The organism is Microbacterium sp. NPDC056234, assembly GCF_042267585.1.
Classification (GTDB): domain Bacteria; phylum Actinomycetota; class Actinomycetes; order Actinomycetales; family Microbacteriaceae; genus Microbacterium.
Genome location: NZ_JBHJTE010000001.1, coordinates 268,218 through 286,951, shown reverse-complemented (window position 1 = coordinate 286,951; position 18,734 = coordinate 268,218). Strand labels below are relative to the sequence as shown.

Here is an 18,734-nt window from a genome sequence, read left to right as displayed (position 1 = left end):
CTATGATCTAATTCAGTAGAAACAATCACAACTACGCATCTTTATCTCAAGGAGTTCCTCGATGACCGAATCGCTGCCCGGTGCGCACATGCGCGAAGAACTCCTCTCGCAGCCTGAGATGTGGGCCCGCGCGGCGGGCATGCGCGCGGAGCAGGGTCGACTCCCCGAGCGCGGCGCCCGCATCGCCGTCGTCGGCTGCGGAACCAGCTGGTTCATCGCGCAGTCGTATGCCGCGCTCCGCGAGACCGCCGGGCACGGCGAGAGCGACGCCTTCGCGGCATCCGAGGCCTTCGTCGACCGCGGGTACGACGCGATCGTCGCGCTCACGCGCTCTGGTACGACGACGGAGGTGCTCGAGCTGACCGAGCGCGTCAAGGGTCGTGTGCCGGTGATCGGCGTGATCGGGGACCCGGCGTCTCCGCTGGTGGATCTCGTCGACGACGCCGTGCTGCTGCCGTTCGCGGACGAGCAGTCGGTCGTGCAGACCCGCTTCGCCACGACGGCTCTCGCCCTGTTCCGTGCGTCACTGGGAGAGGACCTCACGTCCGCCGTCGCCGACGCCAGGGCGGCCCTCTCCGCGAAGCCGGATGCCGCGCTCACCGCCGCGGAGCAGTACACGTTCCTCGGTCGCGGCTGGACCATCGGTCTCGCGCACGAGGCCGCGCTCAAGCTGCGCGAGTCGTCGCAGAGCTGGACCGAGGCGTACCCGTCGATGGACTACCGCCACGGCCCGATCGCGATCGCGGCCCCCGGCCGGATCACCTGGCAGTTCGGCGCGGCGCCGGAGGGGCTCGCCGAGCAGGTGCAGGCGACGGGCGGACGGTTCGTCCAGCACGATGTCGACCCGATGGCCGACCTCGCCCGACTGCACTATGTCGCGCTCGAGCGTGCGATCGGCAAGGGCCTGGATCCCGATCAGCCCCGAAACCTCACCCGTTCCGTCATCCTGGACGCGTGAGCACCTCCGAGATCTCCGCCGCCGGCCCCGCCTCGATCGGGGCCGGTGCCCCCGTGCTCGCTTTCGACGTGGGCGGCACCGACATCAAGTCGGCGCTGTTCGACGCGGACGGCACGGCCCTCGACCTGCGCCGGACGCCGACCCCGCACTCCGGCGAGGACACGGCCGGCACGCTGATCCATGAGCTCGGCGTGCTGGCTGATGATCTGCGATCCCGGCATCCGCTCGTCGTGCCGGAGGCCCTCGGCTTCGTGGTTCCGGGCATCGTCGATGCGGATGCCGGGGTCGGCGTCTTCGCGAGCAATCTGGGCTGGCGGGATGCGCCGCTGCGCGCGCTCGCACAGGCGCGATTCGAGCTCCCGGTGGCCTTCGATCACGATGTGCGCACGGCCAGCTGGGCCGAGCACCGGCTCGGCGGTGCTCGTGGACACGCGAACGTCGTCGTGCTCATCATCGGCACGGGGATCGCGGGAGCCATCCTCGTGGACGGGCGCCCCTACACCGCCGGCGGGTTCGCCGGAGAGATCGGGCACTCGCCGATCGGCGACGGACCGATGTGTGCCTGCGGCGCGCGCGGATGCCTCGAAGCCGTGGCTTCGGCCGGAGCGATCGCCCGGCGTTACGCCGACGAGACGGGCTCGGAACCGAACGGCGCGCGCGACGTGATCGCGCGCGGTCGCGCGGGGGATCGGGTGGCGGCGCGCATCTGGGAGGAGGCGCTCCAGGCGCTCACGCTCTCGCTGGCGCAGCTCACCGCCGTCCTCGCACCGGATGCGATCGTGATCGGCGGAGGGCTGTCGCGAGCCGGCGGTGCCCTGTTCGACGAACTCCGCCGTCGGCTGGCCGAACGGCTGAGCTTCCACCGCATCCCGGAACTGATCCCCGCGCAGCTGCAGGGCGATGCGGGCCTGATCGGGGCTGCACTGCGGGCAAGGGAGCTCGCATGATCCTCACCGTCACGCCGAACCCCGCGGTCGACGTCACCTGGATCGTCGACCGGATCGAGATCGGCGGAACGCACCGGGCGGACGCCGGTGCCGTGCGCGCCGGGGGCAAAGGACTCAATGTCGCGCGGGTCGCGCATGCTGCGGGTGCCGATGCCCGAGCAGTCGCGACCGTCGGCGGAGCGACCGGCGACGAGCTGCGCGCTGATCTCGAGGCGGGCGGTGTGCCGCACCGCCTGATCCAGGTCGCGGCCCCCACGCGTCGCAGTGCGGCGTGGGTGGATCGTGCGCTCGGCGACACCACCATCGTCAACGAGCGAGGGTCGAACCCGTCGGGGGACGAATGGGAGCGCGTGGTCGCCGCCTGCCGCGAGGAGGTGGCCGCGGCGTCCGTCCTGGTGATCGCCGGCAGTCTTCCGCCTGGCGCGCCGACGGCGCTGCTTCCCGAACTCATCGCGCTCGGTTCCGGCATCGACGTGGTCGTCGACACCTCGGGGCCGGGGCTGCTCGCCGCAGCGGATGCCGGGGTCGCCGTCCTCAAGCCGAATCGCGCAGAACTCGTCGAGGCCACGGGGATCGCCGACCCGGTGGCCGGCGCTCGCGAGCTGCTGCGCCGTGGAGCCGGGCTCGTGCTGCTCTCGCTCGGGGCCGACGGGCTGTGCGCGCTCACCGCCGCGGATCAGCTGCGCGCTCGACTGCCAGAGCCGCTGGCGGGCAACCCCACCGGTGCCGGCGATGCCGCCGTCGCGGCCGCAGCCTGCCTGCTGGATGCCGGGATCCGCGACACCGAGACCATCCTGCGACGGGCCGCCGCGTGGTCCGCCGCTGCCGTGCTCATGCCCCTGGCGGGGGAGATCTCGCCGCGGTGGCGCGAACTCAAGAACGCCCTCATCGTCGAGAAACTCTCCGCCCCATGAGAACCCACGCCCGTGGTGGTCTCTCATGCACGAAGCAGTTTCTCGGCATCCGATCCCTCCGAAGGACCCCGCATGCCACTCGTCTCCGCCCGTGATCTCGTCTCCGACGCCGCTGCCGCGCGGCACGGGATCGGCGCGTTCAACGTGATCCATCTCGAGACCGCGGAGGCACTGGTCGCGGCATCCGAGCAGGCCGGCCTGCCCGTGATCCTGCAGATCTCGCAGAACTGCGCCGACTATCACGGCGGACTCGAGCCGATCGCTCTGGCGACGCTCGCGGTCGCCCGGCGGGCGGCGTCTCCGGTCGCCGTGCACCTCGACCATGCCGAGCGGCCCGACCTCGTCGACGAGGCGATCGCTCTGGGCTTCGGTTCCGTCATGTTCGACGGCGGTGCGCTGCCGTACGACGAGAACGTCGCGCTCACGGCTCACGTCGCCGCGCGCGCCCGCGCAGCCGGCGTCTTCATCGAGGGCGAGCTGGGCGAGGTGGGCGGCAAGGACGGCGCGCATGCACCGGGTGTGCGGACCGACCCCGATGAGGCGTGCGCGTTCGTCGCCGCGACGGGAGTGGATGCCCTGGCCGTCGCGGTCGGCAGCTCCCACGCGATGACCGATCGCAGCGCATCGCTGGACATCGATCTCATCGGACGGCTGCACCGGGCGCTGGACGTTCCGCTCGTACTGCATGGATCTTCAGGCGTCGCCGATGCGATTATCGTGGAGGCCGTGCGCGCCGGAATGACGAAGATCAACGTCTCCACCCATCTGAACGGCTTCTTCACGCGCGCCATCCGCGAGCGGCTGGACGCGGACGCGGGTCTCGTGGACTCACGGAAGTACGTCGCACCGGGCCGCGAGGCCGTCGCGACCGAGGGCGCGCGGATGCTGCGGCTGTTCGCCCTCCAGGGAGCGGCGTGAAGCGCGCCGCGCGACTCAGCGCGATCCTCGACCTGCTGGCGGCCGGAGGCGAGGTCACGGTCGACGAGCTGGTCGAGCGGTTCGGCGCGTCACCCGCGACCATCCGCCGGGACCTCGACAGCCTCGCCGAACAGCGCCTGCTGACGCGGACACACGGCGGAGCGGTGGCGCAGTCGGTGGCCTACGAGCTGCCGGTGCGCTACAAGAGCCACCTGCGCACGCGTGCGAAGGAGCAGATCGCGCGTGCCGCGGCGGCACTCGTCGAGCCGGGCGCGACGGTCGGCCTCTCGGGCGGCACCACGACGACGGCGATCGCTGCCGCGCTGGCGGCACGCGAGGACCTCGGCGAGATCACCGTGGTCACGAACGCCGTCAACATCGCGGCACAGCTCGCCACCCGACCGGACATCAAGGTCGTGGTGACCGGCGGCGTCATCCACTCCCGCAGTTATGAGCTGGTCGGCCCGTTCGTCGAGCAGCTGCTCGCCGGTATCCACCTCGACATCGCCTTCATCGGTGTGAACGGGATCGCGTCGGACGCCGGGGCGACCACGCACGACGAACGCGAGGCTGCCGTCAACCGGATGATGGCGCAGCGCGCGGCGCGCGCCGTCATCGTCGCCGACTCGGACAAGGCCGGCGCTGTCGCGTTCGCCCATGTCGGCGACGCCGGGCTCTTCCCGACGCTGATCACGGATGCGGGCATCGAGGATTCCGCCGCGAGCGAGCTGACCGGAGCAGGCTTCGCGGTCATCCGCGCCGAGTGAACCCAGCGGAGGCGCCGCGGCGGTGAACCGCGACGCCTCCTGAGCAGTCGATGTCGATCTTCGGCGCTCCCCAGCGCGCAACTCCCCAGTATCGAAGATTCACCGCGACCCCCTCGCGTCCCCCTTCTGACGCTCCGCGTGACATCGTCTGAACATCAAGAGCGGCCTCTCACCGATCTGATACATCGAATCGAGATATTCTTCGACGGCTTCTCAGAGCGCTGTGCCGTGCACCTGGAACGGCGTGCGCAAGCCGGTCTCGGACGACGCCGTCGCCAGCGCGAAAGCGGGATCCGCACCGATGCTGAGGCCTGCGTGCACGGCGGCGAGCAGCTCGCTCGCCACGTCATCGGCGACCACCGTCGGGGCGGCGATCACCGCTCGCGTGCCGGCGTGCAGCCAGACGCGCGTCATCCCCAGTGCCTCCTCACCCCAGCGCACGGAAGACCGGCCGAGCTCGCACGCCGACAGCACGACGGTGTCGGGGAGGTGCGCAATGAGGTCGACGTCGTACCCGAACAGGGTCCCGTCGAACAGTTCGAAGCCGGCGAAGAGTGGATTGTCGACGGTGTGCCGTCCGTGCGCGGCGATGTGCAGGACATCGACTTCGTCGGCGAGGGCGGTCACGGCGTCGACGCGGGCGTCCGGCCCAGCCAGCACGGTCGCGTTCTGCCAGGCGGATGCCGCAGTGCGCGTCTCCTCGCCCGCACGAGGGACGCGCGGACCGGCGGCGAACCCGGCCGAACCCGACCGCCGCGGTGCACTGCGGTCGTCGAACCAGCGCGACACCGACGGGGCGAGCACGAACGGGACCCCGGCCATCTGCGGCAGCATCCCCCACGGGATGCCGCCGAGTGCGCCGGGGACGGTGAGGATGAGGCGCGAAGCGCCGTCCGCCGCCGCGAACGCCGGCGCGACCAACGCGGCACCGAGCGTCTGCATCCGCTCGTCCAGTGCACGGGCCACGAGCGCCGCCATCGGACCGGAGCGCACCGCGGCCGCGACGTCGAGGTCGGCGCGCAGGCCCTGCGTCGCGCGCTCCACGTCCGCCCAGCGCAGTCGGACGATGCGGCCGCCGCCTGTCGTGGTGACGACGCAGAGCAGCTCGGTCCCGGTGAAGACGTACGACAGCACCGCGGTTCCCGGTTCGAGCACCGCGCGCACCTCATCGATTCCGACGCGGCGGCGAGTGTCTCCGGCGCCGGTCGCCGTCCACTGCCGTTCGCGGACGCGATCACGCAGCGCGCGCACCTGGGGATGCGTCGTCCATTCGCTGCCGGTCAGCTCGGCGCGCAGCATCCGGAGCCCCGCCAGGTCGGCAGCCAGTTCCGGGTCATGCGGCGGCCGCACGGGCACGACCTGCTGGCTGAGGTGCCTGGCACGTTCGGACCAGTCGAACAGGATGCTCGGGTCGCCGCTCTCGGCCGCCGAACGCAGCCCCTGGAAGATGAGCTGCGTCCCATGCATCGCGACGGAGGCCTGCAGGTCGAGCGCGCCGAACGAGCGCTGCCAGTCCGACAGCAGATCCAGCCCGCCGGCCACGTGCCGGCGCGCGGCGGCACCGCGCGATCGGGCGGCCCGCGCCTCGGCGGCGCGCAGTTTCAGCGGGGTGGGGGCCTGCCGCGGCAGGCGTGGCAGGGGAGCCTGCTCGCGGCCGGTGCGCGCGGCCGCGATCGCAGCGCTCAACCGCACCGCGGTGGCTTCGGTCGGAAAGCCCGCCGCCGTCAGTGCGGCCGCGACGTCGGCGAACTCCTCCGCGCGCGGCAGCGACCCTGAGGCCACCAGGGCATCGATACGGACGGCGGAGCAGCGCGCCGCCCAGCTGTCGCTGCCGAGAGAGCGGAACCGACGAGCGGCCGCGCCGGCGACCTTCGCGGCCCGCGTCGGGTCGTGCTGCAGCAGCGAACGAGCGAGATGGAACTCGGCCTCCGCCCTGGCCTGGCGCATCTTCGCGGCTCCGAAGATCACGGCGACGGCCTCGAGAAGATGCTCGGCCTCATCGACGAGCCCGGCATCGCGCAGCACTTCGGCGCGGTCGAGGTCGCTCATGGCTGCACTGACGTCCGACTCCGCCGCGATGACGGGTCGTGAGCGCGCCATCAGATCGAGTGCGGCGAGCAGATCTCCGGCGAGCAGCGCCGCGTAGCCGAGGTTGTGCCGTGCCTCCGCGGCGGCGGCGGGATCACCCTCTGACTCGTAGATCGCTGTCGCCTGCTGCAGATCCGCCCGGCACGCGTCCAGCGCACGCCGTTGCATGTGCACGAGCGAGCGATTCATCAGGCAGTTGGCCAGCGCGGTGCCCGCGAGGCCGTCCACGGCACGCGACAACAACGTCTCGGCCTCGTCCAGCCGCCCGGCTCTTGTGCAGATCGCGCCGAGCTGTCCCGCGAGGATCGCCTGCGTCTCCAGGCTGAGGCCGTCGCGCGCGAGCGCCGCACGGACCAGTGCCTCGCCGCCGGCGGGGTCACCGGTCTGCGCGAGCACGTACGACAGGCTGCCCGCGATGCGCGCCCGCAGATCGGCATCGGCGTCGGGCGCGGCGGCGGCCCGCTCGTACAGGCGGCGCGCCTGGGCGAAGCGCTGCGCGTCCACGGCGGTGCGCCCTCGTGCCCACAGTTCCCGTGCCGTTGTCCCCATCCGACCAGGATGCCGTGTTCCCGGCGTCCTCGCGAGCGCATGACGGCGCACGCGGTGTCACCGATCGTTCACCCGACGTTCCGTTCCAAGTACGGCGGTCTCGTAATTACCGGACACCTGCACGAGTTCGAATACAGGTGTTCTCGCAATTCCCCTCATTCGAAAGGTTCCGCCATGCGCCGTTACACCCTCCCTGCGGTGGGCATGCTCGGTATTGCTGCACTCGCCCTGACCGGTTGCCAGTCCCCGGAGGCGGACGCCGCTTCCGCCGCTGACGCACCGATCACGATCGCCACCCTGCCCGCTTCGGACGACCCGACGCAGGAGAACCCCATCGAGGCTCTCGCTGAGCTGCTCGAGGCCGAGACCGGCCGCGACGTCGAGATCACCGACGTCCCCGACTACCTCAGCGTCGTCGAAGCCATCCGCAACGACCACGTCGACATCGGCATCATGAGCGGCTTCCCGTCCGCGCTCGCCGTCAACACCGGCGAGGTCGACGCGCTGCTGGCGTGGAAGGGATCCGACGACCCGGTCTCGACCTGCGTCGTGCTGGAGGACTCCCCGATCCAGAAGCTCGAAGACCTCGAGGGCAAGACTGTCGCGTTCGCCGACCAGGCGTCCAGCTCCGGCTACTTCATGCCCGTCTACATGCTGCACGAGGTCGGTCTCGAACAGGGTGAGGACTACGAGGCGATCTTCGCCGGCGGGCACGAGGGCAGCTTCGCCGCTCTCGAACAGGGCCAGGTGGATGCCGCGTGCACCGCGATCATGCTCACGGAGCTCGGTGCGCCGATGTTCCCGTTCGCCGATGGCGAGTGGCGCGGCGTCGGCGAGAGCCCGTCCATGGACGTCATGGGCACGGTCCTGTCCCGCCAGTCGCTGGACGATGAGACCCGCACCCAGCTGGAAGAGGCGCTGCCGAAGGTGTTCTCCGAGGAGAACGCGGAAGCGCTGTCGGCCTACAGCTCCTTCATCGGCCTCGAGGTCGAAATCGCTCCGGACCCCGGCATCTTCGCGTCGTTCGCCGAGATCGCCTCGGTCGCGGGCGTCGAGCTCGAGGACCTGGAATGAGCATCGTGACCAAGCAGGGGGCGGATGCCGCGGCATCCGCCCCTCAGCCCGGCGGCGTCCCCGTGACGACGGCGGAGCTGCGTCAGGCGCTGCCGCTCGTGACCGTGCGCGATCTGCGCGTGTCGTACGAGAAGACTGCGGGTCCCGTGCTCGACGGTGTCGATCTCGACCTCTTCCCCGGTGAGATGGTGGCCCTGCTCGGGGCCTCCGGGTCGGGCAAGTCGACGCTGATGAAGAGCCTCACCGGCTTCGCTCCGATCTCCGGTGGGTCAGTCCGGGTCGCGGGTCACGATGTCACCAACCTCGCCCGCGGCGAACTGCGGACGCTGCGCAGCGAAGTCGGGCAGGTGTTCCAGCAGTTCAACCTGATCCCGCGGCTCAGCGTGCTGACGAACGTGCTCACCGGCGGCCTGCACGGCGCCGGCGCGATCAACATGGTCGGCGGATTCTCCACAGCGCAGCGCACACGGGCGCTGGAGCTGCTCGACCGGGTCGGCATCGCGCACAAGGCCACACAGTCGGCCCGCTCGCTCTCCGGCGGACAGCAGCAGCGCGTCGCGATCGCACGGGCGCTCATGCAGCAGCCGCGACTGATCCTCGCCGACGAACCGGTGGCATCGCTGGACCCCAAGCTCGCCGGTTCCGTGCTGCGCCTGCTGCGCGAGATCGCCGTCGAAGACGGCATCCCGGTGCTCGTGAGCCTGCACGTGCTGCCGCTCGCCCTGGAGCACAGCGACCGCATCGTCGGGCTTCGCCACGGCGAGATGCTCGTGTCCGGTGCGACGGCCGATCTCGACGCCGACGCGCTCGCGGTGCTCTACGACGAGGAGGACGACGATGTCGACGACGAACGCTGAACCCCGCACGCGGCGCGAGGCGCCGCAGCTGTCCGACGCCGAGCGCGATCGACTGGAGCGGGCCTTCCGGATCCCGCGGACACGTTTCCTCATCGGCATCCCGGTGGCCGTCGGCATCCTGTTGTGGTCGGCCAGCGGCGTCGGATTCGACTTCACCGCACTCGCCGAGGGCACGGTCAACATGGCCGAATTCATGTCGCGGCTGTTCCCGCCGGACTTCTCCGACATCGGCACCATCCTGGCCCTGCTGGTCGAGACCCTGCAGATGGCGATCATCGCGACGGTGCTCGGCGCCGTGCTTTCGCTGATCGTCGCCTTCGGGGCGTCGTCCAACATCGCGCCGAAGTGGCTCTACTACCCGTCCCGCTGGGTGATGAACATCATCCGATCGGTGCCGGATCTCGTGTTCGCCCTGATGTTCGTCTCGGCGGTGGGTCTCGGACCGTTCGCGGGCATCCTGGCCATGACACTGGGTTCGCTCGGGTCGATCGGCAAGATCTTCGCCGAGGCCATGGAGTCCGTCGACGACGGCCCCATCGTGGCCATGCAGGCGGTCGGTGCGTCCAAGCGCCAGATCATCCAGTACGGCATCCTGCCTCAGGCCGCCCCGCTGCTGGTGTCCTACACGCTGCTGCTGTTCGAGGGGAACGTCCGTGGCGCGACGATCCTCGGACTCGTCGGCGCCGGCGGCATCGGCCTCGAGCTCACCACGGCCATGCGGATGTACGACTACGGACACCTCAGCGCCATCATCATCTGCATCATCGTGCTCGTCACGGCGATCGACCAGGGCAGCGCCCTCATCCGAAGGAGAATCACATGACCACGATCGAACTCACCCTCAGCGCCCCGGTGAACCTGCGCGACCTCGGCGGAATCGCGATCGACGGCGGCGTGCTGCGCGAGGGCGTCGCGATCCGCACGGACGATCTCGCCTACGTCACCACCGAGGTCGCATCGGATCTCGTGGCGGGCGGGCTGACCGCGATCATCGACCTCCGGTCCCCGCTCGAGGTGGAGGTCACGGGCCGAGGGCCGCTCGGCGCCTACCCGATCGCGTATCACCACCTGCCGTTGATCGCTGATGTGTCACGCGCCCAGGACGGCGACGATTTCAGCCACGAGGGCATGGGGCGCATGTACCTCCGCATGGTCGAGCACGCCGCTCCCCAGCTCGTCGTGGCGCTGAACGTCATCGCCTACACGCCGGGGGCCGCCGCGTTCCACTGCGCCGCGGGACGCGACCGCACCGGGGTGCTCGCTGCAATGCTCCTGCTCGTGCTCGGCGCGCAGGACGACGCCATCGTCGCCGATTACACGCGCACGGGGGAGAACATGGTGGCGATCATGACGCGGACCGCACCCGTGATGGGCCACATGTGGAAGGCGCTCGGACATGACGTCGACGCGGCCAAGGCGTCGAGCTCGCTGCTGGAGGGGTCGATGGAGGTCTCGATGCGCGCCCTGCTCGAGGCGCTGCGGGAGCGGCACGGCGACGCCCTTGCACCGCTGCGGGCCGCAGGGCTGAGCGATGACACCATCGCGCGGCTGCGCGAGCGGGCGCTCGCGGCATGACGACGACCGCGACGCAGGATGCCGGGGTCGCGGTCCGCCGCGGCCCCGGACGCCCGCGCGACGAGGACATCGACGGGCAGATCATCGCCGCGACGCTCGCGCTGATCGACGCGGAGGAGGAGGTCAGCGTCTCCCGTGTCGTCGCTCGCAGCGGGGTCAGTCGCGCGGCGCTCTACCGCCGCTGGCCGTCGCTGACGGCGCTCATCGCCGCTGCACTGGATGTTGGACGCACCGTGCCGCCCGCCGTGCCGACGGACGGCGACCTTCGGGAGACCGTCTTCACGGCGCTGCTCGGCGCCCCGACCTCGGTGACGGCGGCCGGCTACTCCGAGGTGCGGTTCCGTCAGCGCATCCGTCTCGTGATGGGGGATCGGACGCTGCAGAGGGCCTACTGGGACTCGCACGTCTCCCGCCGCAGGGTGCCGATCGAGAACGCGTTCCGTGCGGGCATCGAGCGCGGCATCCTGCGGGCCGATCTCGATGTCGAGGCCTGCTTCGACGCCATCGCCGGAGCGGCGTACTACCAGATCGTCGTCCGCGGCGACGGGATGGATGCCCCCGGGGCGCGCGAGCGTCTGCATGCCGCGTTCGACGTGGTCTGGCGCGGCATGCAGGCGTGACGCCCTGTCAGTTCATCCGTGCGTCCGGAGGAAGCGTCGCGAGCACGGCATCCACCGCGCCCTTGACGCCCTTCGTCGGAACCTTCGTCGCGGCGACGAGCGAAGGCGCCAGCGCCGCCGCGATCCGGCCGGCGACGTACGGGGCGGCGAACGACGTGCCGCTCCAGGCCGCGAACCCGCCGCGGTAGTCGTCCGGGTCGACCGTCTGCCGATCGAAGCCCCCGAAATCGGCGCGGGTGGCCGCCTGCGCACCGCCGGTGAACGCGGGCGTCGTCGAGACGACCGCGGCCCCTGGCGCATACGTGCGCACCCACGGCCCGACGTTCGAGAACAGCGCCAGCGACCGCAGCGACGGGTTCAGAGCTCCGACCGACACGTGCGGAACGCCGTCGTCGTGGTGCAGTCCGTTGTCCGTTCCTGGCCATGGCCACAGGGATGCCGGGAAGGCCGGCCGATCGATCGCGTCGTTGCCCGCGGAGCAGACGACGACCATTCCTGTTTCCCTCGCCGTGCGCAGCAGGTCGTACAGCGTCAGCGAGAAGAGGCCGTCCGTCGGGGTCTCGTGGTAATACCCCAGCGAGAGGTTGAGGACGTCGATCGGCTGTCCACCTGTCTCCCCGGCGACCCATCTCCGGTGCAGCTCCACCACGGCGGCGAGAGAGGAGAGGAACGTGCTCTCGTCGACGACGCCGAGGGCCCCCGCCACGCGGATGGACACGATGTCGGCATCCGGGGCGGTCTGACGCAGGATGCCGGCGATGAACGTGCCGTGGCCGGCGACGGCATCGATCTCACCGTCGAGCTGCCCGTACAGGTCGGGGAAGCGCTCAGGGTCGTCGTCTCCGATGAGCCCGATCGGCACGCCGTCCAGCGTGAGGCCACGCGTGACGATCGGGTCGGGGAGCCAGTCGTGGATGCCGCAGCCCGTGTCGAGGACCGCGATCACCGCGCGGCGACCGCCCTTCTTCGGGTGGGGGCCGCGTGCCGGCTCCGGACCGATCCACGCGATGGGTTGGCGCCCGCCGCGCCCGGGCTCCAGATAGTCGTCCGTTCCGACCGCTCCCGCTCCGCGGATCGGATTCGATCGGGTGAACGGGTTGGAGCGGGTGAACGGGTTGGATCGCGTGAACGGATTGAGGCCGACCGGGTCGATCGACAGGACGTGTTCGAGGCTCGCCCTGGGCATCAGCCCGCCGCTCATCCTGCGCGCGCGCTGCAGCACGCGCCACGCGTCGGGGGCGATCGGCGATGCGCTGCCCTCTGTCTCGCCCGGTGTCGTGAGATTCGCGCGGTGCAGCCCGGCGAGTCCGGGAAGGCTGTCGGCGCGAAGCCCTGCTCGAACGAGATCGCCGCCCTCGACGCCCAGCTCCCAGCCGAAGGATCGAGCCGCGTCCATGAGGATCTTCAGGTCGCGGTCATAGGCGCCGTGCTCCTCGTCGAGCCGCTCGGCGATCAGCAGACGCGTCGGCAGGTACGCCGTGGGGTACGCCTGGATCTCGGGTATCGGGTCGATAGTCGGGTCGAGCGCGGTCCCCCGCGGGATCGACCCCTCCGCCCTGTCCTGCCAGCTCCAGTTCCTCGGCTGCTCCATGCGTGTCCCCTCCCGGCGGCAGAGCCGCCGCGTTCATCCCCCGTGGAGCTCACACCTCGAACTGAGGCGTGAGCAGATCCTTGGCGTCCCCTGCCGTCACGGCCTGCACGCGGCACAGGCCCGGCGGCACATCCTCGAAGGCGAAGCGGCCGTGCTCCGCCGGAGCGGTCGTCCACGTCCGCTCGCCCTGGGACAGCCGCACCTCGGTGGCGTCCGCATCGATCCAGCCGTCGATGCGGCGCCGGCCGTTCTCGGTGCGGCTGACGTGCAGCAGCACCGTGGCCGCGCCGTCGCTGAACTGCATCGTGGTGGTCTCGGCATCCCCGCGCACCGGGGACTCGATGCCTTCCATCAGCGTCAGAAGGGCGTACTCGCGCGAGAGGTCGGCGACCGCGACGACCGCGACCATGCGGTCGGCGAGGTCCGTCGGAACGGGGTCGCGCTGTTCGGCCGCGGCCCGGAGGGCTGCGAACAGGTCGTCGTCGCTCATCGTGCACCTCCGGCATCCGCAAGCGCCGTGCGCAGTTTGGCCAGGCACCGCTGTCGGGTCGGGCCGATGCTGCCGATCGGCATGTCCAGGTCGGCGGCGATCCGCGCGTAGTCGGGTCGATCGTCGAAGGCGACCACCCGCAGCAGGCGCTGGCAGCGGTCGGTGAGGGTCTCGAGGGCCGCCCAGAGCCTGGTGGCCTCGTCGGCGTCGGCGACGTGCTCCTCTGTCGACTGTTCGTGCGGGAGCAGCGGCTCGAGCACTTCGTCGGACGTCGCCGCCGCGGCACGATGCTGCTTGGCGACGCGCCAGGCTTCGCGCCGAGCCGTGACGGTCAGCCACCCGGAGATCGCCTTCGGATCGGCGATCGAATCATGGCTGCGCACGAGGGCGAGCCAGGTCGTCTGGACGACGTCCTCGGCGAGTGTGCGTTCGAGCCCGTACGAGCGCACGACATGCCAGAGCACGGGCGTCATCAGACGCACCAGCTCGTCCATGGCGCGGGCGTCGCCGGCACGCCAGTCAGCGAAGAGGGCGGCCGCGCGCTCCCAGCGCGCGGTGCCATCGCTGACGGCGCCTTCGGGGGAGGCGTCGGTCATGGTGCTCATTGTGCTCACACCTACCAGGAGCAGGGCAAGAGCTTTCTGATACATGGACTGCGTCCGGATACCGTGGAGGGGTGATTCCCCTCGCGATCCTCCTGTTCCTCAACGCCGCGTTCAACGTCGTCGTGTGGCCGCGGTTCTACAAGCGCGTCGCGCAGGACCCTCGTGCACGGGATGCCGAGGGCAGGCCGACGACGTTCCTGAAGGTGCACGTCGTGCTGATCGCGATCGCCCTCGTCCTGGCGCTCGTGTCGGCGCTCGCCGGGGTGGCGGCGCTGGTCGGGGCGCTGTAGCCGCGGCATCCCGCGCCCTGTGCGTGGCGAGTGATTCCGGCACCATTCCGGGGGCCGACACACCAGATGTCGGACGGATGCCGCGAAACGGTCCGACAAGTGGTGTGTCGGCCCCCGGAGTAGTGCGCCGCCGTCAGGCGCGGACGACGGGCTGCTGCAGCTCGGTGACCCAGTCGGCCTGATCGTCGGATACCGCGCGGACATACAGCTCCCGGCACGGGCCGGACGGCGCGAACCCGCGCGCGACGATCTCGGTGTGGATCTGCTGCCAGCTCACGGCGATCCGGTCCATCGATCCGAGATGGATGCCGCAGATCGCCAGATCAGCGGCGGGGAGATCGACGACTTCGAAGCCGTCGCGCGCCGGCCCGTTGTACGCGTAGCCGGCGATGACCTCTGTGCCCTCTTCTGCGGCGGAGTACTGCGCGATCGGAGTGGTCAACGAGCCCTTCTCATCGCCGATGACATCCGCGACGGCGTCGAAGGCGGGGCCGACGACGCCCGCGATCTCCGGCTGCGCCGCGACGGTCGCTCGACGCGCCGCGAGGCGGACGGCGGGGAGTGGCTTCTCGATGATCTCGATGGAGGACATCTGGTTCTCGCTTTCGATGAGGTGGAGCCGCCGTTCCACGTCGACGAGTCGCGCGGCCGCCAGTCGGTGCTCGCGCTCGACCTCGGCCCTGCGGATCCTCAGCAGGGCGCCGATGCGCTCGGCATCCACTCCCTGTTCGAGGATCAGGCTGATGTCGTCGAGGCCGAAGCCGAGCTGGCGCAGCGCCACGATGCGATGCAGTCTCTCGAGCTGCGACGGATCGTAGGAGCGGTAGCCGCTGAACTCGTCCACGTGCGCCGGCACGAGCAGGCCGGCGGTGTCCCAGTGCCGGAGCATCCGGTGGGTCACTTGGCCGATCTGCGCGAACGCTCCGATGGACAACATGTCTCTGTTCTCCCGCCTCACACGGTGTCAGAGTCAAGCATCCCAGGTCAGCGGATCTCGAACTGCTTCGCGTGGGCGGCCCAGCCGGCCTCGGAGGGCAGGGCACGCAGTGCCCTGTTGGTGATGGCCAGCGCGACCGAGACAGCGCAGAGCGCTGCGGCGAAGAGGATCGTGTTCTGCCGGCCGACGAGCGCGAGTCCGAAGCCGGCGATGAGCGGGGCGAGCGGCATGGCGCCCATGCCGAGGACGCCGGCGGCGCTGTTGGCGCGCCCCAGCAGTTCGGTGGGCGTGGCCACCATGAAGTAGCCCATCATCGATGCGTTCAACGCAGGAAGCAGAAAGACGGACGCACCCAGCACGGCCGTGATCCACCACGGGTTCTCGACCACCGAGACGATCGCCGCGCCGGCCGTGGCCGCGATGAGTCCGGCGATCGTCAGCGTGCCCGCCTTGACGCGGGGCACCAGCGCGGGCGCGATGAGTGCCCCGACGAGCATCACCGCGCCGAGCCCCGCCGATATCGATCCGATCGTGAGCTCGGAGTGACCGGACTGCTGCAGTCCGTAGACGACGGTGGTCATGGCTGCGTTGAAGCCCAGGTTGATGACCGTCGTGAGCAGCAGCACGCCGCGCAGATCGGGACGCGAGAACAGCCAGACGAACCCGTCGCGGATCTCGTGCCACGCGTTCGGCTTCGCGTCAACAGGTGCGGTCGCGCTCGCAGGAGAACGCGGATCACCCGCATCCGCATCCGGATCGGCGGGCCCTTCGTTCTCCGTGGATCCGGCGTTCGCCTCGGCATCCGCCGGACGATCCGTGATGCCGGCCCGGCGGGCAGAGCGCCGCAGCACCCAGGCCGTCACGCCGGCGAGCGCATAGGCGAGGGTCATCACGACGCCGACGAGCCATGCGCCGACACCGAGCAGCAGGCCGCCGAGCGGCCCACCCGCCAGTCGCAGCGCCGCATCGCGACCCTGGTTCGCCGCCTGGGCTCGCCCCATCGTCCCGTCGGGGACGATCTCCTTCAGAGCGCTCTCGCCGGCCGGGTCGAACAGACCCGAATGGGCCATCAGCAGCACTTCGACGACGAGGATCGTGGCGAACGTCAGGGCGTCGGCGAAGGCAAGCAGCGTGAATCCGCCTGCGAGGATGCCGGCGACGGCGGCGCCGAGGAGCATCAGCGCGAGACGTCCGTGCCGGTCGGCGAGGACGCCGCCGTACAGAGTGGTGAGAAGCCGCGTGACCATGCCGATGCCCGCGATGATGCCGGTCTGCGCCGGATCGTTCGTGACAACGAGGGCGATGAGCGGAATCGCGAACCCGGCGAGGGATGCCGCCAGCCCTTTGCTCGTGTCGCTGATCAGCCAGAGCAGGTAGCGGGTGTTGCTCCAGAGCCCGACGGGCTCGGCGGTGGTGGTCGTCATAATCCCCACCTTAGATCCGCAGGTTTATTTGCGCAAATAAAATCGCGCAAATAAACCTGGATAGACTTCTGGCATGGCAGAGGCGACGGACACCGAGGGGCGCCCGACGGAACGGACGATGACGACGGCGATGCTGAAAGCCATCGCCAACCCGCTGCGGCGTCGCATCATGCGCGTGTTCACCCAGCGGGAGTTCGTTCGGGCGGCCGACATCGCCGAGGATCTGGGGGAACCGGCGAACAAGATCAGCTTCCACCTGCGGGTGCTCGCGGATGCCGGCCTCATCGTCGAGGCGCCCGAGCAGGCTCGAGACGGACGGGATCGCGTCTGGACGCCGATCAAGGATTCGCTGCGCCTCAGGGGATCGACGACCGACCCCGACGACTTCGCCCTCAGCGATGCCGTGATCGCCGCGCTCACGGAGGACCACCTCGACCTGGTGCACCGGTTGGTCGCGCACTCGACCTCGGTGGCTGCGCAGGATCCGGCCGACCACGGCACCCTGAGCGTGAGCAACCTGCGACTGACCGAGGCGGAGTACTCGGCGCTGATGGACAAGCTCACCGCCGCGATCGTCGACGCGGAGCGAACGCGGGACAAGGATGCCGGTGATGCACGCGGCTGGCAGATCGACATCGTCGCCGCCGACGACACGATCTGAAGTGTGATGCCGCGGGATCCCGGGTCAGCGGATCTCGAACTGCTTCGCGTGAGCCGTCCAGCCGGCCTCGGCGGGGAGGGCGCGCAGGCCGCGGTTGGCGACGGCCAGCAGCACCGAGATCGCGCAGAGGACGGATGCCGCGATGAGCGTGTTCTCGCGACCGATCGCGGCGAGCCCGAACCCGGCGATCAACGGCGCCAAGGGCATCGCGCCCATGCCGAGGACGGCGGATGCGCTGTTGGCCCTGCCGAGCAGTTCGGTGGGCGTCGCGACCATGAAGTAGCCCATCAGCGCGGCATTGACGGCCGGGATGAAGAACACCGTCACGCCCAGCACGATCATCAGCGCCCACGGCTGCTGGGCGGGGATCATGCCGAAGACGCCGATCGTCGCGACGGCGAGTCCGCCGATGATGACGACGCTCGCGCGCATTCGCGACACCAGCAGCGGAGCGATCAGCGCGCCGATCAGCATCGCGACGCCCCCGGCCGTCGCGAGCAGGCCGATCGTGATGGTGGAGTGGCCCGACTGCTGCAGGGCGTAGATGACGGTGGTCATGGCCGTGCTGAATCCGAGGTTCACGATCGTGGCGACGAACAGCACTCCTCGCAGGTCCGGGCGGGAGAACAGCCACCGGAACCCTTCGACGACCTCCCGCAGCGCGTTCGGCCTTCCGACAGTCACCGCGGCGGCCATGAGGCCAACGTCGGATGCCGCGGCATCCGTCTCGGGCGTGCCGAATCCCGGACGGTCCCTGTCGTCGGCGGCGTGTCCTGGCGCCGGCAACAGCGACACGCGGGAGGCGTCCGGGATTCGGGGTCCATCGCCTGACGTCATGCGCCGCAGCATCCACGCCGTCACCATCGCGATTAGCTGGAACATCGCCATCGCGGCCCCGACCAGCCAGGCTCCCGCCGCGAGCAGGACGCCGCCGAGCGGCCCGCCGGCGAGCTGCAGCACGGCGTCGCGCCCCTGATTCGCTGCCTGCGCCCTGCCCATCGCGTCGTCGGGGACGATCTCCTTCAGCGCGCTTTCTCCGGCCACGTCGAACAGTCCGGCGCGCGCGGCGAGCGCGACGTCTATCAGCAGGAGTGTGGCGAATGTGAGTGCATCGGTGAGGGCGAGTGCTGTGAACGCGCCGGCGAGCACTGCTCCCGCCGCGGAGCCGATGATCATCATGACGATGCGGTTGTGGCGGTCGGCGAGCACTCCGCCGAACACCGTCGTGACGGTGCGGATCGTCATGCCCACCGCACTGATGATTCCCGCCTGAGCCGGGTCGTTCGTGACGATCAGTGCGATCAGCGGAATCGCGAACCCGAAGAGCGCCGAGGCGAGCCCTTTGGCGGTGTCGCTGATCAGCCACGTGATGTAGCGGACGTTGTGCGCCAGGCGATGAGCGGTGACGGTGGTCATGAGCCAAGAATAGATGCGCAACAGTACGTGCGCAACAGTCATTGCGCAATGAT

19 protein-coding genes are annotated in these 18,734 nt (G+C 70.2%); 12 read left to right on the top strand and 7 right to left on the bottom strand.

Annotation, left to right across the window (positions count from 1 at the left end):
- Positions 1-61 precede the first annotated feature (61 nt).
- From ACFCYE_RS01380 to ACFCYE_RS01360, 5 genes are all read left to right on the top strand, one after another.
- Positions 62-958 carry an SIS domain-containing protein gene (locus ACFCYE_RS01380; RefSeq protein WP_376175757.1) on the top strand — a complete coding sequence of 299 codons (897 nt, stop codon included), beginning with the start codon at positions 62-64 and terminating at the stop codon, positions 956-958.
- Positions 955-1,905: an ROK family protein gene (locus ACFCYE_RS01375; RefSeq protein ID WP_376175756.1), complete on the top strand. Its 951-nt coding sequence runs from the start codon at positions 955-957 to the stop codon at positions 1,903-1,905. The genes ACFCYE_RS01380 and ACFCYE_RS01375 overlap by 4 nt, the downstream gene beginning before the upstream one ends.
- Positions 1,902-2,819 (top strand): 1-phosphofructokinase family hexose kinase, encoded by a 918-nt coding sequence (locus ACFCYE_RS01370; RefSeq protein ID WP_376175755.1) that lies wholly within the window; start codon positions 1,902-1,904, stop codon positions 2,817-2,819. Before ACFCYE_RS01375 ends, ACFCYE_RS01370 begins: the two co-directional genes overlap by 4 nt.
- Positions 2,820-2,891: 72 nt before the next feature.
- Positions 2,892-3,737 carry a class II fructose-bisphosphate aldolase gene (locus ACFCYE_RS01365; RefSeq protein WP_376175754.1) on the top strand — a complete coding sequence of 282 codons (846 nt, stop codon included), beginning with the start codon at positions 2,892-2,894 and terminating at the stop codon, positions 3,735-3,737.
- Entirely contained in the window at positions 3,734-4,504 is a 771-nt protein-coding gene (locus ACFCYE_RS01360; protein ID WP_376175753.1) for a DeoR/GlpR family DNA-binding transcription regulator, read from the top strand. Before ACFCYE_RS01365 ends, ACFCYE_RS01360 begins: the two co-directional genes overlap by 4 nt.
- Before the next feature lie 213 nt (positions 4,505-4,717).
- Here the strand turns inward: ACFCYE_RS01360 and ACFCYE_RS01355 are convergent, their stop codons facing one another.
- Positions 4,718-7,141 (bottom strand): CHAT domain-containing protein, encoded by a 2,424-nt coding sequence (locus ACFCYE_RS01355; protein ID WP_376175752.1) that lies wholly within the window; start codon positions 7,139-7,141, stop codon positions 4,718-4,720.
- 174 nt (positions 7,142-7,315) lie between these two features.
- Here ACFCYE_RS01355 and phnD point away from each other — a divergent pair, with 174 nt between their 5' ends.
- Genes phnD through ACFCYE_RS01330 form a run of 5 tightly spaced genes read left to right on the top strand, consistent with a single transcriptional unit; the run spans position 7,316 to position 11,267 of the window.
- Complete coding sequence (gene phnD / locus ACFCYE_RS01350) at positions 7,316-8,215, top strand: phosphate/phosphite/phosphonate ABC transporter substrate-binding protein (RefSeq protein ID WP_376175751.1); 900 nt, start codon at positions 7,316-7,318, stop codon at positions 8,213-8,215.
- A complete protein-coding gene (locus ACFCYE_RS01345; protein ID WP_376175750.1) occupies positions 8,212-9,072 on the top strand; it encodes a phosphonate ABC transporter ATP-binding protein in 861 nt (286 codons plus the stop codon). The genes phnD and ACFCYE_RS01345 overlap by 4 nt, the downstream gene beginning before the upstream one ends.
- Positions 9,053-9,895 (top strand): phosphonate ABC transporter, permease protein PhnE, encoded by an 843-nt coding sequence (gene phnE / locus ACFCYE_RS01340; RefSeq protein WP_376175749.1) that lies wholly within the window; start codon positions 9,053-9,055, stop codon positions 9,893-9,895. The genes ACFCYE_RS01345 and phnE overlap by 20 nt, the downstream gene beginning before the upstream one ends.
- A complete protein-coding gene (locus ACFCYE_RS01335) occupies positions 9,892-10,647 on the top strand; it encodes a tyrosine-protein phosphatase (RefSeq protein ID WP_376175748.1) in 756 nt (251 codons plus the stop codon). Before phnE ends, ACFCYE_RS01335 begins: the two co-directional genes overlap by 4 nt.
- Complete coding sequence (locus tag ACFCYE_RS01330) at positions 10,644-11,267, top strand: TetR/AcrR family transcriptional regulator (protein WP_376175747.1); 624 nt, start codon at positions 10,644-10,646, stop codon at positions 11,265-11,267. Before ACFCYE_RS01335 ends, ACFCYE_RS01330 begins: the two co-directional genes overlap by 4 nt.
- Before the next feature lie 7 nt (positions 11,268-11,274).
- On the opposite strand, the gene ACFCYE_RS01325 is transcribed toward ACFCYE_RS01330, so the two are convergent.
- From ACFCYE_RS01325 to ACFCYE_RS01315, 3 genes are read right to left on the bottom strand one after another with little or no spacing between them, the layout of a single operon-like run.
- Positions 11,275-12,858, bottom strand: coding sequence for a S8 family serine peptidase (locus ACFCYE_RS01325; protein ID WP_376175746.1), 1,584 nt, complete (start codon positions 12,856-12,858; stop codon positions 11,275-11,277).
- A 49-nt stretch (positions 12,859-12,907) separates the two neighbouring features.
- On the bottom strand, positions 12,908-13,348 hold the full coding sequence (locus ACFCYE_RS01320; RefSeq protein ID WP_376175745.1) for a hypothetical protein: 441 nt from the start codon (positions 13,346-13,348) through the stop codon (positions 12,908-12,910).
- Positions 13,345-13,944, bottom strand: coding sequence for an RNA polymerase sigma factor (locus ACFCYE_RS01315; protein ID WP_376175744.1), 600 nt, complete (start codon positions 13,942-13,944; stop codon positions 13,345-13,347). Before ACFCYE_RS01315 ends, ACFCYE_RS01320 begins: the two co-directional genes overlap by 4 nt.
- A gap of 80 nt (positions 13,945-14,024) precedes the next feature.
- On the opposite strand from ACFCYE_RS01315, the gene ACFCYE_RS01310 reads away from it, so the two are divergent.
- The gene (locus ACFCYE_RS01310) at positions 14,025-14,243 is read left to right on the top strand and encodes an SCO4848 family membrane protein (RefSeq protein ID WP_376175743.1); all 219 of its coding nucleotides are present in this window, start codon (positions 14,025-14,027) and stop codon (positions 14,241-14,243) included.
- 133 nt (positions 14,244-14,376) lie between these two features.
- Here the strand turns inward: ACFCYE_RS01310 and ACFCYE_RS01305 are convergent, their stop codons facing one another.
- On the bottom strand, positions 14,377-15,180 hold the full coding sequence (locus ACFCYE_RS01305; RefSeq protein ID WP_376175742.1) for a MerR family transcriptional regulator: 804 nt from the start codon (positions 15,178-15,180) through the stop codon (positions 14,377-14,379).
- Between the two features lie 47 nt (positions 15,181-15,227).
- Positions 15,228-16,604 carry an MFS transporter gene (locus ACFCYE_RS01300; protein WP_376175741.1) on the bottom strand — a complete coding sequence of 459 codons (1,377 nt, stop codon included), beginning with the start codon at positions 16,602-16,604 and terminating at the stop codon, positions 15,228-15,230.
- 73 nt (positions 16,605-16,677) lie between these two features.
- Between ACFCYE_RS01300 and ACFCYE_RS01295 the strand changes: the two genes are divergently transcribed.
- Complete coding sequence (locus tag ACFCYE_RS01295) at positions 16,678-17,265, top strand: ArsR/SmtB family transcription factor (RefSeq protein ID WP_376175740.1); 588 nt, start codon at positions 16,678-16,680, stop codon at positions 17,263-17,265.
- 24 nt (positions 17,266-17,289) lie between these two features.
- On the opposite strand, the gene ACFCYE_RS01290 is transcribed toward ACFCYE_RS01295, so the two are convergent.
- Positions 17,290-18,681: an MFS transporter gene (locus tag ACFCYE_RS01290; RefSeq protein WP_376175739.1), complete on the bottom strand. Its 1,392-nt coding sequence runs from the start codon at positions 18,679-18,681 to the stop codon at positions 17,290-17,292.
- Between the last annotated feature and the right edge of the window lie 53 nt (positions 18,682-18,734).